Origin of the sequence: Desulfovibrio sp. OH1186_COT-070, assembly GCF_003860215.1 — a bacterium.
In the GTDB taxonomy this organism is placed as follows: Bacteria; Desulfobacterota; Desulfovibrionia; order Desulfovibrionales; family Desulfovibrionaceae; genus Desulfovibrio.
In genome coordinates this window covers 1-25897 of sequence record NZ_RQYH01000006.1, presented here as the reverse complement: position 1 = coordinate 25897, position 25897 = coordinate 1, and the positions used below count along the sequence as shown (strand labels likewise).

Here is a 25897-nt window from a genome sequence, read left to right as displayed (position 1 = left end):
GGGCATGATTTTTTCGCGGTTCTGTGTACACAAAAAGATCAAAAAAGGAAAAACAAAAAACGGCAGGGCCGCACCGGTTTCTTTGGCTTCGATGCAAACCCTTCGGCTTTTGTGCGGGAGGCTGTCAGTGGTTGACCGGCGGCACATCGCCGCCCGCCCGGAGCAGGCTCCCCAGGTGGCGGCGGGCCAGGGCCAGTTCGGCATCCGTGACTTCCGGCATGTCTCTGGCGCGCGCGTTCTGGCTGTTGCCTTCTTCCACAATGGCCAGAGCTGCGGCCATGCGCCCCATGACGCAGAAAAAGCGTGCCGGAACCCAGCCGTGGCCCTGCACCCAGGCCGCGGCCTGGGCAGAATAGAGAAAATCCGCTTTCCCGTTGCGCAGAACAGGATGGGCCTCCTCATTGCTGGTTTTGGTCCAGGCGCGGAATTGCGGCAGAAGTTCAAGGAAGCCCAGAAGCTCCTTGTCGGTGACAGGCGGCTGTTTGTCGTAGACCGTGGTCGTGCGGCCCGCCTTGGCGGCCAGAGCCGCATTCTGCCCGGGATACAGCGCAGGCAGGGAGAAAACGAGGGCCGGAACAAGAGTCAGGACGAGCAAAAAAGTCGGACGCAAAAGCCCGCAAAGCGCGGCACGGAAAGTGTGTGCCCGTACCGCGTCCGTACCAGCGGAAAAAACTGTTTTTTTCATTCAATACCGTACCGCACTGAATTTCATGAGCCTGTCCATATTGTGGTAGGACTCCACATAGCGCAGGGTTCCTGTTTTGCCGCGCAGAACAAGGGAATGCGTTACCGCATACTTGGCGCTGTAGCGCACGCCGCGCAGAAAATCGCCGCCGGAAATGCCCGTGGCGGCAAAAAAACAGTCGTCGCTGCGCACAAGGTCGTTGACGTCCAGCGTTGCGCGCAGGTCAACCCCCGCATCATTGATGGCCTCTTTTTCCACATAGGACTGCGGGTCGAGGCGGGCCAGGATCTGGCCGCCCATGCCCTTGATGGCGCAGGCTGCCAGCACGCCTTCGGGGGTGCCGCCCGTGCCCATCATGATGTCCACTTCGGAGCGGGGATCCACGGCCATGAGGGCTCCGGCCACATCACCGTCGGTCTGGAGCTGGATGCGCGCACCCGCCTGGCGGATATCGCTGATGAGTTTTTCGTGGCGGGGTTTGTCCAGCACAAAGACCACCAGATCCTGAACGCTTTTGCCCAGTGCCTTGGCCACGCTGGTCAGATTGTCCTTGACCGGAGCGTCAAGATCCACCACAGAGGCAGCTTCGCCGCCCACCACCAGCTTCTGCATGTAAAAGCTGGGGCCGGGGTTGAACATGCTGCCCCTCGGGGCCACACCCACAACGGAAATGGCATTGGGGCGGCCGTAGGCCAGCAGGTTGGTGCCTTCCACGGGATCCACGGCCACATCCAGATTCGGGCCGTGACCGGTACCCACCTTTTCGCCGCCTGCCAGAGCGGGGGCTTCGTCCTTTTCGCCTTCGCCGATGATGACCAGGCCGTTGATGTGGAGGGAGGCAAAGCTCACGCGCATGGCGTCCACCGCCGCGCCGTCACCCGCATTCTTGTCCCCCCGGCCGAGCCAGCGGGCCGAAGCCAAGGCTGCCGCCTCGGTGATGCGCACAATGTCCATGGCCAGATTTTTTTCCGGTGCTTCGCCCATGCCTGTCTCCTGATGCGTTGTGTGGTTTCCTGCTCATACTCCAGTGCGCCGCGGGCTTCAAGAAAAAACACCGGGCGCGCAACTGTCAGGGCTGCGGCAGCCTGTAGCGCCCGGCCACAGGCGTCTGCCATGCGTTGCCGAAAGGTACGGAAGTAACGCAGATGGCCAGCGGCTCCTGCCGCCGTTTGAACTCCGCAGCAAACAGCTTCCGGCGTATTTCCTGCCGCAATGGTGTCTGCGGGGCAGTGCCGGAGGAGGCGGGCGCGAGCAGGCTTTCCAGCAGCGGATCCAGTTTTTCGTAAGGCGGGAGGCTGTCCTCGTCTTTCTGGCCGGGGCGCAGTTCCGCCGAAGGGGGCTTGCGGAAGATTTCTTCGGGGATGCGCGCGTCCCTGTGGTCGTTGTACCAGCGTCCCACGGCGTAGACGAGGGTTTTGGTCAGGTCGCCGATAACGGACAGCGCGCCCACGGTATCGCCGTACAGGGTGCTGTAGCCCACGGCGCATTCGCTCTTGTTGCCGGTGTTGAGAACCAGGGCTTGCGCGCGGTTGGCCAGCGAGGCGACGATGCAGCCGCGAATGCGGGCCTGGATGTTTTCAAAGGTCACATCGCCGGGCGGCTCCGCAAAAAGTTCCAGACCCGGCGCAAGGGCCTGGGCAAAACCGTGCATGAGCGGGCCTATGGGGATGGTCAGGGTTCGTATGCCCAGATTCTCCGCCAGAGCGCGGGCATCGTCCAGCGAGCCTGCGCTGCTGTGAGGGGAGGGCATCAGAACGCCCGTAACATTGTCCGCCCCCAGGGCTTCCACAGCCACGCAGCAGACCAGGGCCGAATCCATGCCTCCGGACAGGGCCACCAGAACCCTTTCCATGCCGCACTTGTGCACGAAATCCCGTGTGCCGAGCACCAGCGCCCGCCAGTATTCCTCCTCCCGGCAGGCGGGGGGGGGCGCGACCCTCCCCCCGCCACGGGCGGAGGAGGTATCCAGCAGGAGAAGATCTTCCTCAAAAGCCTTGCCGCGGCCCAGCAACTGCCCGGTGGGGTCGATAGCCAGGCTCTGGCCGTGGTACACGCGGCTGTCGTTGCCGCCTACCATGTTGGCGGAAAAAATGTAAACATGATGCCTGGCTGCCACGTGGGAAAGCATGTGCTCCGTCATGGCCTGCGAGCCCGCGCGAAAAGGGGACGCGTTCAGGTGGACAACAGCGTCCACTCCGCGCCGGAGCAGTTCCATGAAGGCGCTGTGCCCGCCGGCATGGCGCGGCTGCCAGAAAGATGCATCGCCGCCCCGGCTTTCCTCGCAAAGCACCACGCCCAGCCGCCAGCCGCCCAGAGCCAGAATGCCGCAGGAGATACCGCGGTCAAAAAGACCGTCGTCCCCGCGTTGCGGCGCATGAGCATCCTGCCGCAACGCCGTTTCCTGACAAACCTTGCGCGAGACCACGCGCCACCGTCCTTTTTCCACAAGAACAGCAGCATTGGACAGCAGGCTTGCGGCATACGCGCTGGGCACGGGCGTGCCCACCAGCAGCGGCGGGCCGTCCGCAAGGGCGACCGCCATTTTGTCCAGCGCCGTGAGGCAGCCGGAAGCAAAATCCTCGGCGCAGAGATAGTGTCGCGGAGCCACGCCGCAGAGAGCCAGTTCGGGCGTCACGCAGAGTTCGGCTCCGGCCCGTGCGGCCTGCGCCGCAGCTTCGAGAATGTTTTCCAGATTTCCGGCAATGTCTCCGGTAACGCTGTTGCACTGGACAAGGGCGATCTTCATGCCATGCTCTTTTCTGTTGGCGCAGGGAGCTTACAAAAGCCCGTGCAGCGGGCCGCCGGGCGCAGCCAGGCTTTCCACCCTGCGGGTCACTGCCGGGTCTTCTTCCAGCGGCGGCGCGTGGAAGGGCTTCAGGCGCGCGTCCATGACAAGCGGGGCCTCGCAGGACCAGTGCTTGGCGCGTACAGCGGCTCCCGCTCCGTAAATGTCCGCAGCCGGATCCGAACGGGTGAAGGCCGCCCACAGAAAATTTTCCGGGCTGCGGGCGCAAAAGTCCGCATCGTCCACAACAACCACCAGAGGGAAAGCCTCGCCGCCCGGCCAGTCCGTCAGTGCTCTGGCCAGATCCTCCATGCGCGGGTCGCACTGATTGCGGTCTAGAGTGTGCCGCGGGCCTTCCAGCAGCAGGATGCCCGGCCCCGCCAGGCGGGCTTTGCCAAAGCCTTCGGGCAGGGAAGGCAGGCTTGCCGCTCCGCCCAATTCCACACCCAGAGTACGCCGCTGCGGCCCGGCCGAGGCCCAGACAAGTTTGGAGCCTTCGTTGAAGTCTGTACCCGTGTAGTCCAGGGTATCGTTGGTGCTGCGGGTAATAAAGTGCAGATCGCGCGAGAAATCCGCGCGTTCCAGCATGTGGCGCAAAAATGCGGGCGCATCGTGGGCCGTCAGCCCCGGAGCGTCTTCATGGGCCGCCAGCAGCACATACTTGGCAAGGGCTGTCTGCGTGAAGCCCAGAAGGTGCAGCCCCGCAGTGATGAGTTCGCGGGGGCGGCGCTCGCTTTCATAAGGCGTATAGCGCTCGCTGCCCAGAGCCAGCAGCAGGGGGTGCACTCCGGCCGCGTCCACGGCATGCACTTCGCGCACGCCGGGAAAGACCTGCGATACCAGAGGGCCGGTCAGCTCGTGGATGAAATCCCCGAAGACCGTGTCTTCCTGCGGGGGGCGTCCCACGGATGTGAACGGCCAGACCGCGTCCTTGCGGTGGTACACCGCCTCCACGCGCAGGGCCGGGAAGTCGTGGGTCAGGCTGTAATAGCCCAGATGGTCGCCAAAAGGCCCTTCGGGCTTGGTGGTGGGCAGAATGTGCCCGCTGATGCAGAAGTCGGCCTGGGTCAGCACGGGCAGCGGCAGGCCGGGCACGGACGCCAGCCGGACGCGCCGACCGCCCAGAAGACCGGCAAAGCGCAGTTCCGAAAGGCCTTCGGGCAGGGGCATGACTGCTGCCAGGGTAAGGCTGGGCGGGCCGCCCACATAAATATGCACAGGCAGAGCCTTGCCCTGACTCAGGGCGTGGGCGTGGTGGACGGCCAGACCGCGGTGGATCTGGTAGTGCAGGCCCACTTCGTCCGGGCCGTATTCGTTGCCGCCCATCTGTACGCGGTACATGCCCAGGTTGGAGGAGCCGGGGCCGGGACGCAGAGGGTCTTCGCTGTACACCAGAGGCAGGGTGATGAAGGGGCCGCCTTCCAGCGGCCAGCCCACGATCTGCGGCAAGTCGCAAAGCCGGGTGCTGCATTCCAGCACGGGAACGCCCGCAGGCGGGTTTTTGCCTGTTTTTGTCAGGCGCGGCAGCATGCGCGCCAGTCCCGGCAGGGCCGAAAGGCAGGCCCAGGGCTTGCGCAGGGCGGCTGCGGGATCGGCCTTGAGCCGCAGCACGGCCTCCACCGCAGGCAGACTGTCGCGAAAGATGTGCCGCAGCCGCTCTTTTGTGCCGAACAGATTGGCCAGCACGGGAAAGGGCGTGCCCCTGACCCGCGTGAAGAGCAGGGCCGGTGCTCCGGCCTGAAAGGCGCGGCGCTGGATTGCGGGCAGTTCCTGACAGGGATCCAGCTCCGTATCAATGCGCGCCAGATGGCCGTGGGCTTCAAGGTCGGCCAGGCATTCCCCCATGCTGGCGTATCCCATCAGCGGCCTCCCCCGTTTATGAGGGCGCAGGGCGGCTGCACCGCCGCCAGCGGGCGCAGGCCTTTGAGGCTCTGCGCAAAGTCCTCCAGAATTTGGGCATGGTCAAAGACCAGCGGCGAGGGCAGGGCATCCAGAGGAAAAAAGGCGGCTTGGGCGGCATCGTCCCCGGCCAGAAGATCTGCGGGATTGAGGGCGCGGGCAGTAAAAGCTACGGTCAGCGTGTGCCCGCGCGGATCCCGGTCAGGGCGGGAATAGACGCCCAAAAGGCCCGTCAGCTCCACGTTCAGGCCGGTTTCTTCGCGCATTTCCCGCACGGCCGCAGTTTCGGCGGATTCTCCCGCATCAATGAAGCCGCCGGGCAGGGCATAACCCACAGGCTTATTGGCCCGGCGGATGATGACGACGCCGCAGGCAGGATCGTGGATGACAACGTCCACAGTGGGTACGGGATTGCGGTAGGGGGATGCGCCGCAGTGCGGGCAGGGAGCGGGATGTTTCATGGGCTGTCCGTGGTGTTGCGTGAGGCCTTGCCGCAGGAGCGTGCCAGTGTACGGCAGTCCGGGCCGGGCCGCAAGGTTTGCCGCGCTTCTGTGCCGGAGCCGCACAACGCCGCCGGTTGCGGCACTGGTCAGGGCGCAGCGTCCGTCAGGGCCGCATGCAGCGCCCGGCGTGCCGTGGGCGGCAGCGGGCGTCCTGTCCAGAGGCGGAACTGGGCATCCCCTTGGGCGAAAAACATTTCCAGCCCGGAAACGCATGTCAGGCCCGCGCTGCGCGCTTCCCGCAGAAAGCGGGTTTCCAGGGGATTGTAGACCATGTCGTAGGCAATAGTGTGTGGGAGGCGGGAAGAAAAATCGTAGGGACTTGCGTCCTGTGCCTTGCCGCGCATGCCCAGCGGGGTGGCGTTGACAATGAGCCTGGCCTGTACGCGGTGGCGTTCCCGCCAGGGCAGGGGATGCAGGCCGAATTCTTCGGCCAGGGGGAGGTGGGATGCGTCAGAGGGCGTGGCTACAAAAATTTGGGAGGGGCGTCTGTCGTCAGGCAGGGAAAGCAGGCCCGCGGCAGCGGCTCTGGCCGCTCCGCCCGCGCCCAGCAGGAGCGCCCCGCCCCCGGCGAGATGAGCATCGGCCAAAGGGGCCAGAAAACCGGCGACATCCGTATTTTCCCCGCAAAGGCGGCCTTCGCGCCAGAAGACCGTGTTGGCGGCCCCCACACGGCAAACAACAGGGCTGGTTTCGTCCAGCAGGGGCAGGAGGGCGACCTTGTGGGGGATGGTCACGGAGCACCCTTTGATGCCCAGCAGGCGCACGCTGTCCATAAAGGCCGCGAGGGCCTGGGGCGGCACCTCGAAGCGCCGGTAGAGCGCGGGCAGGCCCAGGGCGGCAAAGCCCGTATTGTGCAGCAGGGGGGAGAGGCTCTGGGCCAGAGGCCAGCCGACAACGCCGTAGATGTCCGCATGGCCGTCGGCTGCGGCGCGCGGGAGCATCAGGCCCCGCGCGCCGGGGCGCGGAAAGATTTTTTTCATGCGGGCAGTGTAGTCCACGGCCACGGGCACGGCAAGATGCCCGCGCGGTCGGGATTACGAACGCTTGAGTTCCACCGCCCTCTGCAACATCTGGTCGGCTGTGGTCACCACCTTGCTGTTGGACTGGAATCCGCGCTGGGTGATGATCATGTCCACCATTTCTGCGGCCATGTCCACATTGGACTGCTCGATGTTGTACGAACGGACAGTGCCGTAATTTTCTGTACCGGGCGTGCCCATGCCCATGACGCCCGCTGCGGGCGTGGCGGAAAAGAGGTTGTCGCCCTCGCGGCGCAACCCGTCCTCGCTGGTGAAGCGGCAGAGGGGGATCTGCCAGAGATCCATGCTCCGGTTGTTGGAGTAGAAGCCCGTGACAATGCCGTCGGTATGGATGTGGATGCGGCTGAGGATGCCCTCCGGATAACCGTCCTGCATGCCGTAGCGCAGAGTGGGAGCGCCAGTATAATTGGCCGTGGCGTCGGCGCTGCGTTCGGCGTTTGTGCCCATGCTCGGGAGAAGGCTCTGGTCTGTGCCCACGGCACCCGCATTGGCCGGAGGATTGACCCAGCCGCCCAAAGCCCGGATGCCCAGGTTGACGCTGACAGTGGAGCCCATGGCCTCCATTTGCGGCAGTCCGTCTGCGGAGAGCATGGCCGGAATCCAGTCGGCGGGCAGAAGGCTGTCGCCGGCGGAAGGCACAAAGGCCGACATGCTCGTGAGTTGCCCCTGGACATTGAAACTCAGCGTTCCCGCCATGAGGGCCTGCGCGCTGGTGCCTTCCTTTTCCGGCGCAAGGGCAATGAGGTACTGCGCCGTGCTGCCCGGTGTGGCGTCCGGCGCGGCGTCAAAATAGATGGTGGCCGTGCGGGCGTTCCCGCCGGAATCGTAAAGATCGATGCCCTGGGCGTAGCCGTAGGCAGAGGGTGCCAGAGGGGGGGTGCCCGTGGCGTTGAACTGCCCCAGCAGGCTGAAATAGGGATTGGCCGGATCCAGGCTGTGCTGTGTGTCCAGCCCCAGATTCAGGCGCATGTCCAGCGACGAGGTGGCCTTGGCCGGCATGGGCGAATATCGGGGAACCGTCACCGGCTCAAGGCCGCCGGGGCTGCCGTCGGGCTGGAGCCGGTATCCGTTGAGGGCCATGCCCTGTGGCGTGCGGAATACGCCTTCCTTGTCGTTGCGAAAGTCCCCCGCACGCGTGTAATAGGTTCGCGTTCCGTCAGTGACCTGAAAAAAGCCTTTTCCGGCAATGGCCAGATCCGTCACGGTATTGCTGGATTCCAGAGCCCCCTGTCCGAACAGGGTGCGCACCGTGTCCACACGCACGCCCTTTCCGGCCTGGCCTATGGCCACATAGGAGTTTTCCTGCGCTCCCCACCACCGGCCGATACCGCCCTGCTCCGGATAGATGAGGTCGGAGAACTGGACGTCCTGCTCCTTGTAGCCGATGGTGCTGACGTTGGCCAGATTGTGGGTGATGACGTTCATGCCCGCGCCCAGGCCTTTCATGCCTGTGGCCCCGATGTATAACGCAGAATTCACTGAAGGCCTCCGTGACGTTGCGGAAAAAAGTCGGAGCGAAGGGAAAAAACTTCCCTCCCGATCCTGCCTCCAAAGGCAAATCCCGCCCTGCGGGCTTTGCCCCACCGCTGTGGGCGATGCCGCCTTTGCGGTGAAGGCACGGAAACCAGTCGCTTGACGGCGCGGGCAAGCCGCAGCCTGCTCCTGGTTTCCGATTTGCGTTGACGGTGTCAACGCAAATCGGAGCGAAGGGAAAGAACTTCCCTCCGCTCCGAAAAAGCATATTCCGTGCCAGCGTATATTCTGTGCCAGCGGCAGTGTGGGGACGTGCCGGTCAGCTTGCTGCGGCGCGCGCCCTGGCAAAGCCCTGGGCAGATCTTTCGATGACGGCTGTGTCCACACAGAAGGCCAGGCGGAAGTGGCCGGGGCAGCCGAAGCCCGTACCCGGAACCGCCAGTATCCGTTCTTCCAGCAAAGCGTTGACAAAGGCCACATCGTCCCCGCCGGGAGCCTTGGGGAAGAAATAGAATGCCCCGGCCGGCATCAGGAAGTCGTAGCCCGCCTCCCGGAGAACGCGGGCCATGGCGGCGCGGCGGGCGGCGTAGATGCTGGTGTCCACCTGACTTTCCAGAGCGGCGGCCATGATATGCTGGCCGATCACAGGCGGGTTCACGAAGCCGAGAATGCGCGTGGTCAGGGTCAGTGCGGCCATGAGTTCCGCGCTTTCGGCCAGCAGCGGAGAAATGGCGGCATAGCCCAGCCGCTCGCCCGGCAGGGAAAGGCTTTTGGAAAAGGAGCTGACAATCACCGCGTGGGGATAGAGCGGCAGAACAGAAGGAACCTGCACGCCGTCATAGGCCAGAAAGCGGTACGGTTCGTCGGAGATCAGCCAGATGGGCCTGCCGTACCGGCGGCTTTGCGCTGCCAGCAGTTCCGTCAGGGCCGCCATATCGTCCTGGCTGTAGATGACCCCCGTGGGATTGTTGGGCGAATTGACGAGCACGGCGCGGGTTTTGGGACCAATGGCTTTTTCCAGAGCCGTCAGATCCGGGGTAAAAGTGTCTTTTTTGCTCATGACCGCGCGGAAATTTGCCCCGTGGTTGGCGGCGTAAAAGCCGTATTCCACAAAATAGGGGGCAAAGCCCAGCACTTCGTCGCCGGGGTTGAGCGTCGCCCGGAAAAAGGCGTTGAGCACACCTGCCGCGCCGCAGCCCAAAATGACGTGGCGCGCATCCATGTCCACACCCTGTTCCGCAGCGAGATGGGCGGCAAGTTTTTCGCGCGCCCAGGCAAAACCGCCGTTGGGCATGTAGCCGAAGGCAAAGGGTTCTTCGGCGCGGGCGGCGAATTCCCGCAGGCCGCGGGCCACGGCGGGCGGCGCGGGCAGGTCGGGATTGCCCAGGCTGAAGTCGCAGACCTGATCCTCCCCAAAGCGGGCCTTGAGCTGCCCGCCCGCCTCAAACATGCGGCGGATCCATGAGGCGTGCTCCAGATAGCCGGAAACACTGTCGGCAAGAATTGACATGAAAAGCTCCCGTATGGTTGTCTTTGTTGCGGGCATTGAGTATGCTTTCAAAATCTGCACAAGGCAACCGTTCTCCGGAGGATTCCATGGGTCTTGGTTCTTCGTGCGCTGCGGCGCGTGTGCTGGTTTGTGTTTTTTGTCTTGCCGTTCTGCTCTCCGCCTGCGCCGCCAAGGACGAACAGCCGGTTCCCGGCGGCATGTCCGTTACCGTGGCCCTGCGCGATGTGCACCGCTGCTCGCGGATTTCGCCCGAAATTCAGGTAGCCGACATCCCCGCCGGTACCGACTATTTTGACGTGCGCCTCATGGAATATGTGGAAGACGGGAGCGAGATTTTTCTTGGCGGCGGCATGTGGGACAATGATGTTTCGGGCGTGATCCCCGAAGGCGTTTTGTCCCGCCATTACCGGGGGCCGTGCCCGCCAGCGGGCAAGACCAGGGATTTTTCCTTTGTGGTTGCCGCCATGAGCAGAAAGAGCATGCAGCCTCTGGCTGTCCGGCTGTACCGCTTCACCCAGGAATAAAAAGACGTTTTTTGCGCAAAGATAGCGTCCGGGCCCGCAGCCCGGACAGCCAGATACAACCGCCGCAGGAATTCCTGCGGCGGCTTCTGTTTTTTTGTATGTATCGGCCGCGTTGTGCGCGGGTCTTCAGATGTCGTCTTCCCGTATTTCCGGCGGCACGGCGACAGATCCGGTGATGACGCGCCGGCGGGCCGGAGGCTCGGCGGACGGTTCCGGACGGCGCAGGGCTGGCTCCGGCAGGGCGTTGTACAGCGACCAGAAAGCAGGGTACAGGCCGGTCATGATGCCGGGATTGCCCAGCTTCTGGTGCGGGCTGGCACAGGCGGCCAGCGCCAGAGCCAGCGCCCAGGCCGGGGAGGGCGCGTTCCAGACAGCGCCTGGCCCCGACTGCTCCCTTTTTTGCAGGCGGCCGTCTTCCGCTTTTTCAAGGCCGACGGCATGCAGAAAACCTTCTGCCTCGCGGGGGTCTGCTTGCGGCGGCAGGGGGGGCAGTGCGCTTTCACCGCCTCGCAGGGCGGCACAGGCGGCCAGAGCCAGGGGCAGGGGCATCCACGCGGCGGGAAAAGCCGCAGGAATGGCCGCAGGGGTAAAGTTTTTGAGCGGAGCCTGGGCACGGGCCAGCACGCTCCCGCCGTCTCCGGTCTGAAAACGCACGTCCAGCCCGCAGGCCCGCAGCATGTCTCCGGCGGGGCTGGCCCAGACGGGCCAGATGCCGTCCAGTTGCGCTTCGCCGCCCAGCACCAGAGGCAGGGCCAGAAGAAAAACAGCCAGTTCCGGCTCCATGGGAATTTCGGGCGCGGCGGGAAGGCGCAAGCTTGAGGGATGCACCCGCACGCTGTGGCCGTCAGCCTGCATATCCGCTCCGGCGGCGCGCAACAGAGGGAGAGTACGGGCCAGAACAAGATCTCTGGCGGGATGGGCTGCCAGATCCAGCGTGAGGGGAGTCGCGTATCCCGGGGCCGCCAGCAGGATGGCTTCCGCCAGTGCTGCCGGAACGTCGGCGGGCAGGGCAACGGAGTCCGGCAGCATGCCGGAACATTCCAGACGTGCCGGCAGTCCTTCGCTTGTGGGAATCACGGGCGTGAGGCGCGCGCCCAGAGCGGGCAGAAAGCGGCGCACGGAGGAAAGGTCTGTCAGCTTCAGGCCGGTTGCACCGGTGAACTTGGCGCGGGAAGGCCGCCCCAGATAGTGCCCCAACAGCAAAAAGAAATTCCAGGCGCTGTCGCCCACATGGATGACCTTGTCCGGTGCGGCCAGAGGTGCTGTTTGCCGGGCGGTCACGCCGTCGTCCTCGCGGGTCAGGGCGGCTCCGGCCTGGCAGAGCATTTTCACGCAGTCCACCAGAGGGTCGTTCATCAGGCAGTGCGCGAGCCGCAGGGGCTGCCCGGTGGCCGCCGCCAGCATGAGCCAGGCGCGGGCGGCGCGGCAGGCCAGAGGGCCGGGCATGCGCAGGCGCACGGCGCGGGAAGGCGGTGCCAGATTGAAGGCAGTGCGGGGGGCAGATGCCGGAGCGTCCCCGGTTTCCGCATCTTGCAAGGCGGCTGGTTTGGGCAAAAACTCCACTTCCTGCATCAGCGAGAAAAAATGGCCGGAAAGGCGCGCATCGCGGCTGACGCGCGTGACAGCAGCCTCCCACGCTTCACGGATGGTTTTTTCTTCCGCAGGGTCAAGGCGGGCCTTGCCGCCGCGCATGCGGGCCAGAATGTTGGCGCGGCGCAGCAGCAGGCGCAGGATGTCGCGGTCGATTTCGCAGACGGTTTCGCGCAGGGGGCGGCGGGGGCGCTCCTGCCCTTCGCGGGGAGGGCGGCTCCGGCTTGGGCGGTTGGGCTGATCGGTCATGTTATTGTCCTGTGGCGGGGATTGCCTCTTTTGTGCGAAAAACGGCACAAGGCGGCTCATGGGGGTGGTGCGCATGGGCAGCGGCGGGGCGTTGTGTGAACTTTGTCCGGGCTCTGGCCTGAATTTCCGCCGTACAGCTCAATATCATATCCCGGATCAGGTTTTCGCGCAAGAGGTGGTGTGGCGGGCGCGCCTGCGGGAACGGGAGGGAGGTTTCGGGAGATTTTTTGCTTTTTTTGCCGCCTGCGCGGCAGGCTGCAAAAAAAGCCTCCGGACTGGCGCAACCCGTGTCTGGAGCGCATTTTTCGGCGTCCTGCCGTTGCCGCCACGGCATTTTTTTGTGTTGCGAGCCGCAAAAATTTCCGAAGGGGGCTTGACGCGGCCACGCAGAGCTTGTTATTAATTGCGCAAGCCATTCGCCCTGTCTTCATCGTGGAGGCGTCCGGGCGGCTGGACAAGCGGAAAAAGCGGTGTGCCTCGTCAATCGGCGGGCGTATAAACACTCAACAAGGTTGGAGGATAAGTATGCCGACATTTGTCGATCCGTCCAAGTGCGACGGCTGCAAGGGTGGCGAAAAGACGGCCTGCATGTACATCTGCCCCAACGACCTCATGATCCTCGACGCCGAGGAAATGAAGGCCTACAACCAGGAACCCGATGCGTGCTGGGAATGCTATTCCTGCGTGAAGATCTGCCCCCAGGGAGCCATCACGGCCCGTCCCTATGCCGACTTCGCGCCGATGGGCGGCACCTGTATCCCCTTGCGCTCGGCCGACTCCATCATGTGGACGGTGCAGTTCCGCAACGGCAATGTGAAGCGTTTCAAGTTCCCCATTCGCACCACGCCGGAAGGCTCCATCAAACCTTTTGAAGGCCATCCCGAAGGCGCCAATATCGAAGACGAACTGCTCTTCACCGAAACGAGCCTTGTGGCTCCCAAGGAAGTGCTCGGCAAGAAGTTCGATGTTGAGGATGCCGGCAAGGTCTTCACCTGCATGGAACACGGCCGCTAGGTCTTTGCAACCGCTAGTGCGACAAGGAGAAACCATTATGCCAATGATTCCCGTCAAGGAAGCCATCAAGGGTGTGGCCATTGCCGAGCCTGAAGTGAAAGAACATGCGGTTGACCTGCTCATCGTGGGCGGCGGCATGGGTGCCTGCGGAACCGCTTTTGAAGCCGTGCGCTGGGGCGACAAGCACAATCTCAAAATCCTGCTGTGCGACAAGGCCTCTCTTGAGCGTTCCGGCGCCGTGGCCCAGGGCCTGTCGGCCATCAATACCTACCTGGGCAAAAACAGCGCCGACGATTATGTGCGCATGGTCCGCACCGACCTCATGGGCCTGGTGCGCGAAGACCTGATCTTCGACTGCGGCCGCCATGTGGACGACTCCGTGCATCTGTTTGAAGACTGGGGCCTGCCCTGCTGGATCAAGGGCGATGACGGCCACAACATGAACGGCGCTGCCGCCAAGGCCGCTGGCAAGAGCCTGCGCAAGGGCGACGAGCCTGTGCGTTCCGGCCGCTGGCAGATCATGATCAACGGCGAATCCTACAAGTGCATCGTGGCCGAAGCCGCCAAGAATGCCCTGGGTGAAGACCGCATCATGGAGCGCATTTTCATCGTGAAGCTGCTGCTCGACAAAAATACCCCCAACCGCATTGCCGGTGCCGTGGGCTTCAACCTGCGCGCCAACGAAGTGCATATTTTCAAGGCCAACACCATCATGGTCGCCGCAGGCGGCGCGGTGAACGTGTACCGTCCCCGCTCCACCGGTGAAGGCATGGGCCGTGCGTGGTATCCCGTGTGGAACGCCGGTTCCACCTACACCATGTGTGCCCAGGTCGGCGCGGAAATGACCATGATGGAAAACCGCTTCGTCCCGGCCCGCTTCAAGGACGGCTACGGGCCTGTGGGCGCCTGGTTCCTGCTGTTCAAGGCCAAGGCCACCAACAGCAGGGGCGAGGACTATTGCGTGACCAACCGCGCCATGCTCAAGCCCTATGAGGATCGCGGCTACGCCAAGGGCCACGTTATCCCCACCTGCCTGCGCAACCACATGATGCTGCGCGAAATGCGCGAAGGCCGCGGCCCCATCTACATGGACACCAAGACCGCCCTGCAGACCACCTTCGCCACGCTGAACGAAGAACAGCAGAAAGAGCTTGAGTCCGAAGCCTGGGAAGACTTCCTCGACATGTGCGTTGGTCAGGCCAACCTGTGGGCGGCCACCAACACCGCTCCGGAAGAACGCGGCTCCGAAATCATGCCCACCGAACCCTATCTGCTCGGCTCCCATTCCGGCTGCTGCGGCATCTGGGTTTCCGGGCCCGACGAATCCTGGGTTCCCGATGACTACAAGGTCAAGGCGTCCAACGGCAAGGTCTACAACCGCATGACCACCGTGGAAGGCCTCTTCACCTGCGCTGACGGCGTGGGCGCTTCCGGCCACAAATTCTCCTCCGGCTCCCACGCCGAAGGACGCATCGCCGGCAAGCAGATGGTGCGCTGGTGCTTGGATCACAAGGACTTCAAGCCCGAGATCAAGGAAAGCGCCGACGAGCTCAAGAAGCTCATATACCGTCCGTACTACAACTACCTGGCCGGCAAGGACGCCTCCACCGACCCGGTGGTCAACCCCAACTACATCACGCCCAAGAACTTCATGATGCGCCTTGTGAAGTGCACGGACGAATACGGCGGCGGTGTGGGCACCTACTACACCACCTCCAAGGCTCTGCTGGACACCGGCTTCGACCTGCTCGGCATGATGGAGGAAGACTCCGCCAAGCTGGCCGCCCGTGACCTGCACGAACTGCTGCGCTGCTGGGAAAACTACCACCGCCTGTGGACGGTGCGCCTGCACATGCAGCACATCGCCTTCCGCGAAGAATCCCGGTATCCCGGATTCTACTACCGCGCGGACTTCATGGGTCTGGACGACGGCAAGTGGAAGTGCTTTGTGAACTCCAAGTACGATCCCGCCACCGGCGAAACCAAGATCTTCAAGAAGCCCTACTACCAGATCATCCCCGACTAGTCGGCGGCACTGGTGCAAAAAAGGGGCGGCCAAAAGGCCGCCCCTTGAGGCTGAAACGGTGCGTCCGTGGCTTTGGCTCCGGTCGCCCGCGGCCCGTCCTTATTTTTGCGGCAGGGGGCCGATCCCTTCCACCGCCGCGATGCAACAACGCAGGAGGATATCCAGGATGTCCAATGCCATTCTCGTCGTGGGCGGCGGCTTTGCAGGCCTCACAGCCGCCATTGAAGCGGCGGAACTGGGCCACGACGTCTATATCGTCGAAAAGTCGCCCTGGCTCGGGGGCCGTGTGGCTCAGCTCAACAAATATTTTCCCAAACTCTGTCCCCCCTCCTGCGGCTTGGAAATCCAGTTCCAGCGCATCAGGAACAATCCGCGCATCAAATTTTTCACCCAGGCCCGCGTGGTGGGTTTCAGGGGCGTCAAGGGCGACTATACGGCCACGGTACGCATCAGCCCCCGGCATACGGCGCCGCACAATGTGGATTTCAGCCTGCTGGCCTCCAGCCTTGAGGGGGAGAGCGCGAGCGAGTTTGAGCTTGGGCTTGCCAAGCGCAAGGCCCTCCACAAGGATATGCCCTTTGCTTTCCCCAGCCGCTATACCCTTGACCTCTCCTGTCTTTCCAAGGCCGACACGGCCAGGGTAGCGGGCAACAAATTTCTTGACGTGACGGAGCAGCCGCGCGAGTTGGAACTGCGCATCGGGGCAGTAGTTGTAGCCACAGGCTGGAAGCCCTATGACGTGACCCGCCTGACCAATCTCGGCGCGGGAACGGTCAAAAATTGCGTGTCCAACATGCAGCTCGAGCGTCTGGCTTCGCCCTTCGGGCCCACCGGCGGCCGTATCGTACGCCCCTCCGACGGCAGGATGCCGCAGCAGGTGGCCTTTGTGCAGTGTGCCGGTTCGCGCGACCAGAATCATCTGAACTACTGCTCGTATATCTGCTGCATGGCCACGCTCAAGCAGTGCCTGTACCTGGCGGAGCAGAATCCCCAAACGCGGATCACCGTCTATTACATAGACCTGCGGGCTCCCGGCCGTTATGTGAAGGTGCTCGAAAAGGTCAAGGCCCAGCCCAATGTCTGTTTTGTCAAGGGCAAGGTGGCCGACTGTGTGCAGGCGCCCGGCGACACGGTGCGCATTACGGCAGAAGACGCTGTGCGCGGCGAAAAACTGACTCTGGACTATGACCTTGTGGTGCTGGCCACAGGCATGCAACCTTCGCTGGCCGGTGAAGACGCGCCCCTGCCCCTGCCCCTCGACGAGGACGGTTTTGTCGCAGGCGGCGAGGAGGCGGGCATTTTCGCCGCCGGGTGTGCGCGCATGCCCCTTGATGTGATGCGGTCCGCGCAGTCCGGCACAGCCGCCGCCCTGAAGGCGGTGCAAACGGTGAAAGGGAGGTAGGCGGCATGGCCGGTAAAATTGGCGTCTATTTTGACCAGCAGAATATCGGCGGCGGGCTTGACGCGGAGGCTCTGGCCCAGCAGGTAAGCCAGAAGTGGGGCGACCTGACGCCTGTTGTCAAGGTGGTTCCGGTGCTGGCCGAGGCTGTGGACGAAATCACGGCGGACATCGAGGGCAGCGCCCTTGACGGCGTGCTGCTCTGCGGCTCCTCTCCTCGCGCCGAGGCGGGGCTGTACCGTTTTCCGGTTCAGGTGGAGCATGTGAACCTGCGCGAACAATGCGTGCAGGCATACAGAAATCCCGACAAAAGCCCTGTGGACGTGTCCTGTGCGCCGGAGCTTCTGACTGGTATGGCGCGTGACTATGTCAATATGGGCGTGGTCAAGCTGCAAAAAAGTCAGGTGCCCGATTCCGCCGCTGTGGCGGGGGTTGCGCGCATCATGGTTCTTGGCGGCGGCTGGACGGGGCTTGCGGCGGCAGCCGAGGCTGCGGCCACAGGCTATGAAGTCGTGCTGGTGGAAAAATCCGACAGGTTGGGCGGCGCGGCCAACAATATTCCCATGGCGTCCCCTCTGGCTTCCCCTTGGGAAGAAAAGCAGCCGTCCCCTCTGGCGGGCAGGATCAGCCAGGTGGAGGGCGACAGCCGCATCACGGTGCACCTGAACAGCCGTCTGGAAAAGCTTGAGGGCCAGCCCGGCGAGTTCACGGCCACGGTGGCAACGCCCTCCGGGCCGCAAACCTGTGCGGTGGGCGCAGTGGTGCTGGCCACGGGCTGGACGCCTCTGGACCAGAAGTTTCTCGCGCCCATGGGCCTTGGGCAAAATCCCGCCGTGGTGGACGCGGCCACCTTTGGCAAGATGCTGGTGGCCGGGCAGGTGAGCGCGCGGCGCATCGCCTTTGTGCTGGACACGACCCTGGCCGAGGACGCGGCGCGCAAGGCTGCCGCCGGGGCGGCGGAGAGCGCGGAGGCAGCCTCCCCGGCAGCCGGAAGCGGAGAAGAGGGCGAAGAAAAGGCCTTTGTCAAGGAAAACTTGGAAAGCATCCGCCATCTGGCCTACTCCAATGCGGTGAACAGCGTGGGCATGCTCCGCCTGGCCAATACGGTATGTGAAAAGACCGACGATGCCTGCCAGGCGTTCATTCTTTACAAGGATATGACTGTTCCCGGCATTCTGGAACGCTTCTACAAGAAAATGCAGGATCGCCTGGGCGTGATGATGACCAAGGCCGATGTGACCGCTGTGCGCGAGGCTGGCGGCCATATGGTTGTGGAATGCAAAAACACGCTTTTGGGCATGGATTTTGACCTTGAGGTGGACCTTGTGGTGCTGCCCACCGGCCTTGTGCCCACCACGGCCAAGGACGTGACAGTGAACTTCGACTACCGCCAGGGGCCGGACTTTCCCGATCTGGAGCTTTTTGACGGTTTTGCCGATTCCAACTACATCTGCTTCCCCTACGAAACGCGGCGCACCGGCGTGTATGCCGCAGGCTGCGTACGCCAGCCCCTGACCATGGACGCCTGCGAGGAAGATGCGCGCGGCGCGGTGCTCAAGGCCGTGCAGTGCATTGAGGCGGCCAGCCGCGGCATGGCCGTGCACCCCCGTTCCGGCGACCTTTCGTACCCGGTGTTCAACTTTGTGCGCTGCACCCAGTGCAAACGCTGCACCGAGGAATGCCCCTTCGGCGCTCTGGACGATGACGAAAAAGGCACTCCCAGGCCCAATCCCGCGCGTTGCCGCAGGTGCGGCACCTGCTTCGGGGCCTGCCCGGAACGCGTTATTTCCTTTGCCAACTACAATATCGACCAGATCGGCTCCATGATCCGTGAAGTCCAGGTTCCCAAGGACTTCAAGAAGGACGGGCCGCGCGTACTCATTCTGGCCTGCGAAAACGATGCCTATCCCGCGCTGGACATGGCCGGGGAGCGCAACCGCTCCTGGAATCCCTATTGCCGCATCATCCCTGTGCGCTGCCTCGGTTCGGTCAATGCCATCTGGGTGTCTGATGCCATGAGCAAGGGCTTTGACGGCGTCATGATGCTGGGCTGCAAGTACGGCGATGATTATCAGTGCCACTTTGTGAAAGGCTCTGAAATCTGTTCGCGGCGCAAGGAAAATATTGCCGAAACGCTCAACCGCCTGGGCGTGGAGGCAGAGCGGGTGGAACAGTTCGAGGTGGCCATTGACGAATATGACAAAGTGCCCGGCATGATTGACGCCTTTGTGGATCGCATCATGGCCATGGGCCCCAACCCGTTCAAGGGCATGTAGGAGGAAGGCAGCAATGGCACAATGTACTATCAAACCTGATCTGGAGTTCGTCAGGGCGCTGGACGAGGCGGGGGGCGAGTCCCTCAAGAAGTGCTACCAGTGCGCCACCTGCTCTGTGGCCTGCCCCATGGCTCCGGCCAATGCCCCCTATCCGCGCAAGGAGATGGTCTGGGCCTCCTGGGGCCTCAAGGACAAGCTGCGCGGCGATGTGGATCTGTGGCTCTGCCACAACTGCGGCAACTGCTCCGACCTCTGCCCCCGTGGGGCAAAGCCTGCTGATCTCATGGGCGCTGCCCGCAATGTCATCTACAAGGATCTGACCGCCCCCACGGTGGTGGGCAGGCTCATGAGCAAACCCTCCGGACTGCCGGTGCTGTTTGCCATTCCGGCGCTTCTCTGGCTTGTGGTCTGGTGGATACGGGCCGGATTCAACGGCGGCCAGTGGTTTCCACGGGCTGCCGACGGCCGCATCGTGTTTGGCCAGATTTTCTACGGCGACTATACCATTGACCCCATTTTCATCCTGACCTTCTTTGGCGCGGTCTTCATTCTCGCCCGAGGCGTCATGAAGCTGTGGGCCATGTTCCGGCCGGAGGGCACGCTGGCTGTCATCGGCAAGACCAAGTGCTGGATATGGCACCTCTGGGATGTGCTCTGGGAAGAGATCATCACCCACCGCAAGTTTGACGACTGCGAGGCCGGGCCTCCCACCGGCAAGGATACGCCCAACCGCAAGGCAGGGCATTTGCTGCTGGTTTACAGCTTCGCCATTCTGGCTGTTGTGACCACTGTGGTGGCCGTGGGGCACTGGGGCGGCAAGGTCATTCCGTTCATCAAGATCGAAACGCCCATGCCCCTGCTCTTTCCGGTGAAGATTCTGGCCAACGTGGGCGCGCTGATGCTGCTGGTCGGTCTGGCCATCCTGACGGTGCGGCGCATGCGCCTGAACCCCAGGCTTCAGGGTTCCAACTGGTATGACTGGTACCTGCTGGGCATTATCTGGCTGGTGGCCGTGACCGGGGTGCTTTCCCAGGGCTTCCGATTGGCGGATGCCATTGTGCCCGCATTTCTGGTGTACTATCTGCACCTGGTTTTCGTCTGGATGCTGTTTGCCTATCTGCCCTGGTCCAAGCTGGGCCATTTTGTCTACCGCACTGCGGCTCTGCTGTATGTCCGCATGTACGGCCGGAGCTGACGGGCAAGCCTTCGGCCTGCCGGAGGCTTGACCCTTGCGGTGAAAGGCCCTGTTTCTGAACTACCTACGATCTCCGAGGAGGAGGCCGCCATGTCCGATACATCTCGCAAAGTTTTTCCCGTGGAGTCCGTGCTTGCCCTGGTTGTGGGCAAGGAGGGCATTGACATCAAGGAAATCGCCGGTTTTGTGGCCGGGCGTTCCCTTGCCTGTGACTGCTGCGCCAGGGCTGTGGGGCCTTTTGCCGCTGCCTGGCTGGCCCGCTGGTATCCCAAGTTCACGGAGCTGAACTGGGTTGAGGGGCAGGCTTGGGACGCCTTTGTGAATACCGGCCGGAGCATGCTGGGGGACAATGTTTCCCTGGCGCCCATGGACGGCTATACCAAAGCCCTGTGCGACCAGACCCTGAAAGCCCTGGCCGACAGCTACAGCAGTATGGCCGCCCAGACTGCCGCAGCCGCTGCGCTGGAAGAACGCGTGCGCGCTCTGGAGCCTGCCGAGGCCCGGGCCGAGAGCCTGTCCAAAAAAGTGGACGAGCTGGAGGCCAAGATCAAGGCCATGAATACCGATATGGGCGGTCTGCGCAAACAGGTGGCGGAGTATCAGGGCAAAGTGGCCATCAGCCACGATGACCTGATGATGACCATCAAGGACGCCATCAAGGACGGCCTCAAGGGCATGGTGGTGGGCGGCGCGGCCGCTGCCGGCGTTGCCGGTGCCGCCGAAGAGGCTCCCGCGCAGGAAGAGAATGCCGTGCCCGATGATTTTGGCTTCGGCTCTTCCGGAGCCGACAGCGACGGTTTCGGCTTCTAGAAAATTGTGCCCGGCCTGAAGGCCGGGCAGCAAGCACAACAGGCCCCGGTACAGCCGGGGCCTGTTGTGCTTTGGCGGTGTTTTTTGGTGGTATTTTGGGCATCCCAAGCGCGGGAAATGCCAGCCAGTGTACATCCGATGCCGCCATATGGTTCTTTGGTACTCACCAGTGCCGGGGCAGAAAATGCGGAGGAGCGGCGTTTTCCGGCTGGTCAGCCAGTTTTTCGCGCAGTTGGCGGAGAATGTCTGCCGTTTGGGCCATGCTTTTTTCCAGCCGGTCCAGTTGCGCCTGCTGGGCTGTAAGGGCGGCATCCAGGGCGTGCAGGCGTTCTTCCTGAAAAAAGGCCAATTCTTCCAGGCGGTCAAGTCGATGGTCAGAGTGATGGTCAGGGCTGGGCATGTTTCCTCCTGCGGGCGGTGGGGGAGGGCCGCCGCCGTGGGAGCGGCTTTTGTTGCGAGCCGCCCGTCTCCGCGTCAGCGGGAAAAAGAATATGGTGCTGGCGCAACCGTTGCGCATCGGTGCGCGCCACGGGAATGGGCTCGCCCGCTTCGTTGCGGCCGCTGTAATACATGGCGGTGGCGATGGTTCCCGGCGTGGGGATGAAACACTGGCATTGGCGGGGCCTCCAGCGGCGCTGGCGCAGCCAGCGGGCGAGGGTGCGCATGTCTTCGTCCGTGCAGCCGGGAAAGGCGCTCATGAGATACGGCACCACATACTGTTCGCGGCCCGCTGCCCGGCTCTGGCGCACAAAATTTTCCAGAAAAGCTTCAAAAACTTCCAGCCGGGGCTTGCGCATGAGTTCCAGAATGTGCGGCGCGCAATGCTCCGGGGCCAGTTTGAGCTGTCCTCCCGTGAATTCGCCCGTATAGGCGTTCAGGGCCGTAGGGTCCCGCAGGGCCAGATCGGCCCGCACGCCGCTGGCCACACGCACCTGCTTCACATGGGGCAGGGCTGCCGCCTCGCGTAGCAGTTCCACATGGTTGTGCTGGGGAGTGCGAAAAAATTTGCAGACCGCAGGGTGGCAGCAACTGGCGCGGCGGCAGCGGTGCGCAGCGTCTTCTTTGTCCCTGTCCAGAGCGCAGAAGCCCTGCCACATGTTGGCGGTAGGCCCGCCAATGTCGGAAACAGCCACCGGGCCTTTGCCGCTGTCCAGGTTTTGCCGGGCCAGCAGGCGCACTTCTTCCAGAATGGAGGACGCCGAGCGGGAGCTGATGCGTCGCCCCTGATGCAGGGCCAGGGAGCAGAAGGAGCAGCCTCCGCCGCAGCCCCTGTGGCTGGTGATGCTGGTGCGCATCATGCTGGCGGCAGGGATGGGCTTTGTGTAGCTCGGGTGGGGGCGGCGGCAGAAGGGCAGGCCATAGAGGCTATCCATGTCCGCGCTGCTCAGGGGGGGAGCCGGTTTTGCCAGAACCAGGGCGCGGCCCCCCACTGGCTGCACGGCCCAGGCATCCTGCCGGTGTACCTGACGCTCCAGGCTTCGGGTCAGTTCCATGAGCAGGAAAGGATCTTCCAGAATGGCCTCGTGGGCGGGCAGGGCAAGGCACGGGCTGTCGGCCATGTGGGGCGGCAACCCGGCGGGGCGGTTTTGGGCGTTCAGCCTGTCCAGCCAGGCCGTGCCTGCGATGCCCTGCAGATCTGCGCCTTTTTCCAGCCGCCGGACACACTCCAGAATGGCGTATTCTCCCATGCCCCAGATGAGCAGGTCTGCCTTGGCGTCCGCAAGAATGGGCTTGCGCAGGGAGTCGGTCCAGAAATCATAGTGGCTGACCCTGCGCAGGCTGGCCTCAATGCCCCCAAGAATGACGGGCAGGCCCGGAAAGGCCCGCCGTGCCAGATTGGCATACACCAGGCAGGCCCGGTTGGGGCGCGCTCCGGCCCTGCCGCCGGGGGTATAGGCATCGTCGTTGCGTTTTTTCCTGAAAGCCGTGTAGTGGGCGAGCATGGAGTCCAGAGCGCCCGCGCTGACCCCCACAAAAAGGCGCGGCCTGCCCATGACCAGAAGGTCGTCGGGAGTTTCCCAGCGGGGTTGGGCCACAATGCCCGTTCTGTAGCCGTGGTGGACAAGCCAGCGGGCCAGCAGGACGCTGCCGAAAGAGGGGTGGTCCACATAGGCATCGCCGGTGACCAGCAGCACGTCCAGCTCTTCCCAGCCCTGTGCGCGCATTTCTTCCGCGCTCATGGGCACAAAGAGGGGCTGGGCGTTGGGACGGGCTTGGGGGGGAGCAAAAAATCCGGCGGCAGCGCGCGGCTGCCGCCGGATTTTCGTGCCCAGGCCGCCCTGCGTGCGGCCTGCCGCGCGTTTACTTGCCATCAGGGGGCGTCACCAGAGGGGGGTGGGAGGAAGCAGGGCAGCCGCCCGTACCTTCTGCTCCCTTTGTGTCCGCTGCATGATTTTTCATGAAGGCATTCCATTCTTCGCGGTCAATGCCCTTGTCTTTGTTTTTGTCAATGACGGTAAAGGCTTCTTCACGCATATCGGGAAAGGCGGCCTTGAATTCCTCGTAGACGACTTTGCCGTCCTTGTTGGTATCCATGCGGGCAAACCTGTCCTCCTTGCCGTCCTCGGCAGGCTGGGCCAAGGCTGCTCCCGCCGTCAGGCAGAGAACGGCCAGAGCCTGAAAAAGAAGAAAAAAGACGCGTTTCATGCGATACTCCTTGCATGCGGGTTGGCCGGGCGGTGTGGTCAACCAGCCCGAAATTCTGTTTTCTGCTCCGCCATGCGCTCAATGCACAGGGAGAGGTTGTCCGGATCGCCCTTTTTGTGATCGTCCGGATAGAGCAGGGCCGACATGTAAAAAAGCGAGTTGAGGCGCAGGGCGGTACGCGCGCTGGCCGAGAAGTTTTCCAGCGCCACGGCGAACTGAAAACGCGCTTCGCCCGGCAGTCCTTCCAGATGCGGGCGAGCCTCTTCGGCCATGTTTGCCAGCAGTTCGGCTTTTTGGCGCATACCGGCGTTGTGGCCGGGAACATCGCCCGCCTCAAGGCAGTCCAGAGCGCGGGCCTCGGTCTGCATGGTCAGATCGTGGCGCTGGCGCAGCCACTGGACAATCTTGTCCACGGCAAGGTCGCTTGCACTCATGGAACCTCCGTGCGCGGCAGGTCAGGCCATTTTCTGCCGCCAGCCGCTTTTGGTTTTTGCGCTGCCCCCGGAAAACCGGATTTTGTGCGCAACGTGGGAAAAACCAGATGCGCACGGAGCCTGCCGGAATATTTGGGGGCAACGGCTCAGACGCCGCGTCGCAAAAATTTTTCGCCCATAAGGCATTTAATCCCAGTGCCGCTTGTCGTCAATGGGACGGATCTGGGGCGGCAGGCTGCCGGGGGCAAGCACGCGCAGTTCGGGGCGCAGTTTGATTTTTTCGCGGAAGAGGTGGAGCAGTTCCTCCTCGCGTTTGAAGCCGCTGGTTTCCACAAAGAGAACCATCTCGTCGATGCCGCCCGGATTGGTGACCTCGATCTGCCAGCGTTTGATCTCTTCAAAGCGGCTCATGACCTGTTCCACCTGATGCGGATAGACAAACATGCCCATGATGCGCGCGGTGGTGTCCACGCGGCCCACAATACTTCCCAGGCGGGGACTGGTGCGGCCGCAGGCGCAGGGCGAGCGGTCAATATAGGAAAGATCGCCCGTGGCCAGCCGGATCAGGGGATAGGTTTTGTTGAAGGCCGTGACAACGATTTCGCCCACTTCGCCGTCCTTGAGGGGGATGCCGGTGTCGGGATGGCAGATCTCCACATAGCAGCGGTTGGCAATGTGCAGGCCGTTTTTGTGAAAGCATTCGTAGCCGATACAGCCGACATCCGCTGTGCCGTAGCCCTGACGCATGACCAGATCGTACTTTTTTTCCATCTGGGAGCGCATTTTTTCGGACAGGCGTTCGCCGGTGACAAAAGCCACCTCCAGAAAAAGATCCTTGCGCAGGTTGAGGCCTTTTTCTTCGGCTTTCTGGGCCAGGTGCATGAGAAAACTCGGCGTGCCCACATAACCGGAAACACGCAGCTTCTGCATGATGTCCAGTTGGGTGGAGGCATCGCTGGGGCCGGCGGGGATGACGGCGCAGCCCAGGTTGCGCAGGGGCTCCTCAAACATCAGCCCTGCGGGGGTCAACTGGTAGTTGAAGGTATTCTGCACGGCATCGCCGGGCCGGAAACCCACGGAATAGAAGGCTTCGGTATAGCCCCAATAGTCTTCGCCGCGGTCTTCGGGGTCAAAGATGGGGCCGGGGGAAAGAAAGATGCGCTTGAGTTCGCCAATGTCCTTGGTCAGCAGCCCGCCGAGGCGCGGGCCCATGGACTGCAAAAAGATAAGCTCTTTTTTCTTCAGAATGGGGATATGCTTGATGTCCGCTATGGTTTTGAATTTTTCCACATTGAACTGCGCGCGGTCAAAACGCTTTTTGACATCTTCGGAATAGCGGTAGGCATAGGAGAGCAGATCTTTCAACTGGATGAGGCAGTATTGGCGGCGCTCGCTTTCGTCAAGCACTTCGCGGCGGCTGTAAATGCCTTCGGTGCGGTCTTTGCGGGTCATAACCTTCGCCTTGTACATGGTGGATTGACAAGAAATTCATGTGTACGCAATGCCCTGCGATATTGCAAGCATTTTTTTATTTATACATTGATTACAGTGCATTGCAAAATATTTTTGCGCCCCGATACTCTGCGCCTGCCGTTGTGCGCACAGCGACGTTTTTTTGCCTTGCCAAAAAATGCTTGCCAAAGTCGCGCCAAGCGGCTATCACCATATCCCGCACGGGCCGAGGTAGCTCAGTTGGTAGAGCAGAGGACTGAAAATCCTCGTGTCGGCAGTTCAATTCTGTCCCTCGGCACCATGAATATCCAACCAGTTCAATCAGTTATAACTGGCTAAAAATAAAACGCTTATTCTTCCATTTGTAACACAAACTTGTTACACAAG

General features: G+C 62.8%; 21 protein-coding genes and 1 tRNA gene. 8 read left to right on the top strand and 14 right to left on the bottom strand.

Annotated features, from left to right (window positions below):
- Positions 1 to 124 precede the first annotated feature (124 nt).
- The 8 genes from EII23_RS03250 to EII23_RS03215 all read right to left on the bottom strand — a co-directional run bounded on the left by EII23_RS03250 (position 125) and on the right by EII23_RS03215 (position 9895).
- A complete protein-coding gene (locus EII23_RS03250) occupies positions 125 to 685 on the bottom strand; it encodes a serine/threonine protein phosphatase (RefSeq protein WP_260424573.1) in 561 nt (186 codons plus the stop codon).
- A complete protein-coding gene (gene glpX / locus EII23_RS03245; protein ID WP_124791957.1) occupies positions 686 to 1669 on the bottom strand; it encodes a class II fructose-bisphosphatase in 984 nt (327 codons plus the stop codon).
- An 85-nt stretch (positions 1670 to 1754) separates the two neighbouring features.
- Positions 1755 to 3431, bottom strand: coding sequence for an NAD(+) synthase (gene nadE, locus EII23_RS03240; protein ID WP_124791956.1), 1677 nt, complete (start codon positions 3429 to 3431; stop codon positions 1755 to 1757).
- 30 nt (positions 3432 to 3461) lie between these two features.
- On the bottom strand, positions 3462 to 5330 hold the full coding sequence (locus tag EII23_RS03235) for a UbiD family decarboxylase (RefSeq protein WP_124791955.1): 1869 nt from the start codon (positions 5328 to 5330) through the stop codon (positions 3462 to 3464).
- Positions 5330 to 5830 (bottom strand): NUDIX hydrolase, encoded by a 501-nt coding sequence (locus EII23_RS03230; RefSeq protein ID WP_124791954.1) that lies wholly within the window; start codon positions 5828 to 5830, stop codon positions 5330 to 5332. Before EII23_RS03230 ends, EII23_RS03235 begins: the two co-directional genes overlap by 1 nt.
- A gap of 128 nt (positions 5831 to 5958) precedes the next feature.
- Entirely contained in the window at positions 5959 to 6882 is a 924-nt protein-coding gene (locus tag EII23_RS03225) for a shikimate dehydrogenase (RefSeq protein WP_311768149.1), read from the bottom strand.
- A 24-nt stretch (positions 6883 to 6906) separates the two neighbouring features.
- The gene (locus EII23_RS03220) at positions 6907 to 8391 is read right to left on the bottom strand and encodes a flagellar hook protein FlgE (protein WP_124791953.1); all 1485 of its coding nucleotides are present in this window, start codon (positions 8389 to 8391) and stop codon (positions 6907 to 6909) included.
- A 313-nt stretch (positions 8392 to 8704) separates the two neighbouring features.
- On the bottom strand, positions 8705 to 9895 hold the full coding sequence (locus EII23_RS03215) for a pyridoxal phosphate-dependent aminotransferase (protein ID WP_124791952.1): 1191 nt from the start codon (positions 9893 to 9895) through the stop codon (positions 8705 to 8707).
- Positions 9896 to 9981: 86 nt separating this feature from the next.
- Between EII23_RS03215 and EII23_RS03210 the strand changes: the two genes are divergently transcribed.
- Entirely contained in the window at positions 9982 to 10419 is a 438-nt protein-coding gene (locus tag EII23_RS03210) for an MbtF (protein WP_124791951.1), read from the top strand.
- Between the two features lie 126 nt (positions 10420 to 10545).
- On the opposite strand, the gene EII23_RS03205 is transcribed toward EII23_RS03210, so the two are convergent.
- Positions 10546 to 12258, bottom strand: a complete 1713-nt coding sequence (locus EII23_RS03205) for a 3-phosphoshikimate 1-carboxyvinyltransferase (RefSeq protein WP_124791950.1) — start codon at positions 12256 to 12258, stop codon at positions 10546 to 10548.
- Positions 12259 to 12783: 525 nt separating this feature from the next.
- Between EII23_RS03205 and aprB the strand changes: the two genes are divergently transcribed.
- From aprB to EII23_RS03175, 6 genes are all read left to right on the top strand, one after another.
- Positions 12784 to 13272 carry an adenylyl-sulfate reductase subunit beta gene (aprB, locus tag EII23_RS03200; protein ID WP_124791949.1) on the top strand — a complete coding sequence of 163 codons (489 nt, stop codon included), beginning with the start codon at positions 12784 to 12786 and terminating at the stop codon, positions 13270 to 13272.
- 37 nt (positions 13273 to 13309) lie between these two features.
- Positions 13310 to 15298 (top strand): adenylyl-sulfate reductase subunit alpha, encoded by a 1989-nt coding sequence (gene aprA / locus EII23_RS03195; protein ID WP_124791948.1) that lies wholly within the window; start codon positions 13310 to 13312, stop codon positions 15296 to 15298.
- A gap of 166 nt (positions 15299 to 15464) precedes the next feature.
- On the top strand, positions 15465 to 16700 hold the full coding sequence (locus tag EII23_RS03190) for a CoB--CoM heterodisulfide reductase iron-sulfur subunit A family protein (RefSeq protein ID WP_124791947.1): 1236 nt from the start codon (positions 15465 to 15467) through the stop codon (positions 16698 to 16700).
- A 5-nt stretch (positions 16701 to 16705) separates the two neighbouring features.
- Entirely contained in the window at positions 16706 to 18973 is a 2268-nt protein-coding gene (locus EII23_RS03185) for a hydrogenase iron-sulfur subunit (RefSeq protein WP_124791946.1), read from the top strand.
- 13 nt (positions 18974 to 18986) lie between these two features.
- The gene (gene qmoC, locus EII23_RS03180; protein ID WP_124791945.1) at positions 18987 to 20168 is read left to right on the top strand and encodes a quinone-interacting membrane-bound oxidoreductase complex subunit QmoC; all 1182 of its coding nucleotides are present in this window, start codon (positions 18987 to 18989) and stop codon (positions 20166 to 20168) included.
- Between the two features lie 90 nt (positions 20169 to 20258).
- The gene (locus EII23_RS03175; RefSeq protein ID WP_124791944.1) at positions 20259 to 20978 is read left to right on the top strand and encodes a DUF4200 domain-containing protein; all 720 of its coding nucleotides are present in this window, start codon (positions 20259 to 20261) and stop codon (positions 20976 to 20978) included.
- Between the two features lie 163 nt (positions 20979 to 21141).
- Here the strand turns inward: EII23_RS03175 and EII23_RS03170 are convergent, their stop codons facing one another.
- The 5 genes from EII23_RS03170 to EII23_RS03150 all read right to left on the bottom strand — a co-directional run bounded on the left by EII23_RS03170 (position 21142) and on the right by EII23_RS03150 (position 25510).
- Positions 21142 to 21378 carry a SlyX family protein gene (locus EII23_RS03170; protein WP_124791943.1) on the bottom strand — a complete coding sequence of 79 codons (237 nt, stop codon included), beginning with the start codon at positions 21376 to 21378 and terminating at the stop codon, positions 21142 to 21144.
- A complete protein-coding gene (locus EII23_RS03165) occupies positions 21365 to 23158 on the bottom strand; it encodes a YgiQ family radical SAM protein (RefSeq protein WP_124792039.1) in 1794 nt (597 codons plus the stop codon). Before EII23_RS03165 ends, EII23_RS03170 begins: the two co-directional genes overlap by 14 nt.
- Positions 23159 to 23279: 121 nt before the next feature.
- Complete coding sequence (locus EII23_RS03160; protein WP_124791942.1) at positions 23280 to 23624, bottom strand: EF-hand domain-containing protein; 345 nt, start codon at positions 23622 to 23624, stop codon at positions 23280 to 23282.
- Between the two features lie 38 nt (positions 23625 to 23662).
- On the bottom strand, positions 23663 to 24058 hold the full coding sequence (locus EII23_RS03155; protein ID WP_124791941.1) for a hypothetical protein: 396 nt from the start codon (positions 24056 to 24058) through the stop codon (positions 23663 to 23665).
- Positions 24059 to 24244: 186 nt separating this feature from the next.
- Positions 24245 to 25510: a phenylacetate--CoA ligase family protein gene (locus tag EII23_RS03150; RefSeq protein WP_124791940.1), complete on the bottom strand. Its 1266-nt coding sequence runs from the start codon at positions 25508 to 25510 to the stop codon at positions 24245 to 24247.
- A gap of 225 nt (positions 25511 to 25735) precedes the next feature.
- Here EII23_RS03150 and EII23_RS03145 point away from each other — a divergent pair.
- Positions 25736 to 25811 (top strand) — tRNA-Phe (locus EII23_RS03145).
- The last annotated feature ends 86 nt before the right edge of the window (positions 25812 to 25897 follow it).

What these genes read in the sequence shown, in the direction of transcription:
- EII23_RS03250 (WP_260424573.1), bottom strand. Translation starts at nt 685, where the DNA reads ATGAAAAAAACAGTTTTTTCCGCTGGTACGGACGCGGTACGGGCACAC.
- glpX (WP_124791957.1), bottom strand. Translation starts at nt 1,669, where the DNA reads ATGGGCGAAGCACCGGAAAAAAATCTGGCCATGGACATTGTGCGCATC.
- nadE (WP_124791956.1), bottom strand. Translation starts at nt 3,431, where the DNA reads ATGAAGATCGCCCTTGTCCAGTGCAACAGCGTTACCGGAGACATTGCC.
- EII23_RS03235 (WP_124791955.1), bottom strand. Translation starts at nt 5,330, where the DNA reads ATGGGATACGCCAGCATGGGGGAATGCCTGGCCGACCTTGAAGCCCAC.
- EII23_RS03230 (WP_124791954.1), bottom strand. Translation starts at nt 5,830, where the DNA reads ATGAAACATCCCGCTCCCTGCCCGCACTGCGGCGCATCCCCCTACCGC.
- EII23_RS03215 (WP_124791952.1), bottom strand. Translation starts at nt 9,895, where the DNA reads ATGTCAATTCTTGCCGACAGTGTTTCCGGCTATCTGGAGCACGCCTCA.
- EII23_RS03210 (WP_124791951.1), top strand. Translation starts at nt 9,982, where the DNA reads ATGGGTCTTGGTTCTTCGTGCGCTGCGGCGCGTGTGCTGGTTTGTGTT.
- EII23_RS03205 (WP_124791950.1), bottom strand. Translation starts at nt 12,258, where the DNA reads ATGACCGATCAGCCCAACCGCCCAAGCCGGAGCCGCCCTCCCCGCGAA.
- aprB (WP_124791949.1), top strand. Translation starts at nt 12,784, where the DNA reads ATGCCGACATTTGTCGATCCGTCCAAGTGCGACGGCTGCAAGGGTGGC.
- aprA (WP_124791948.1), top strand. Translation starts at nt 13,310, where the DNA reads ATGCCAATGATTCCCGTCAAGGAAGCCATCAAGGGTGTGGCCATTGCC.
- EII23_RS03190 (WP_124791947.1), top strand. Translation starts at nt 15,465, where the DNA reads ATGTCCAATGCCATTCTCGTCGTGGGCGGCGGCTTTGCAGGCCTCACA.
- EII23_RS03185 (WP_124791946.1), top strand. Translation starts at nt 16,706, where the DNA reads ATGGCCGGTAAAATTGGCGTCTATTTTGACCAGCAGAATATCGGCGGC.
- qmoC (WP_124791945.1), top strand. Translation starts at nt 18,987, where the DNA reads ATGGCACAATGTACTATCAAACCTGATCTGGAGTTCGTCAGGGCGCTG.
- EII23_RS03175 (WP_124791944.1), top strand. Translation starts at nt 20,259, where the DNA reads ATGTCCGATACATCTCGCAAAGTTTTTCCCGTGGAGTCCGTGCTTGCC.
- EII23_RS03170 (WP_124791943.1), bottom strand. Translation starts at nt 21,378, where the DNA reads ATGCCCAGCCCTGACCATCACTCTGACCATCGACTTGACCGCCTGGAA.
- EII23_RS03165 (WP_124792039.1), bottom strand. Translation starts at nt 23,158, where the DNA reads ATGAGCGCGGAAGAAATGCGCGCACAGGGCTGGGAAGAGCTGGACGTG.
- EII23_RS03160 (WP_124791942.1), bottom strand. Translation starts at nt 23,624, where the DNA reads ATGAAACGCGTCTTTTTTCTTCTTTTTCAGGCTCTGGCCGTTCTCTGC.
- EII23_RS03155 (WP_124791941.1), bottom strand. Translation starts at nt 24,058, where the DNA reads ATGAGTGCAAGCGACCTTGCCGTGGACAAGATTGTCCAGTGGCTGCGC.
- EII23_RS03150 (WP_124791940.1), bottom strand. Translation starts at nt 25,510, where the DNA reads ATGACCCGCAAAGACCGCACCGAAGGCATTTACAGCCGCCGCGAAGTG.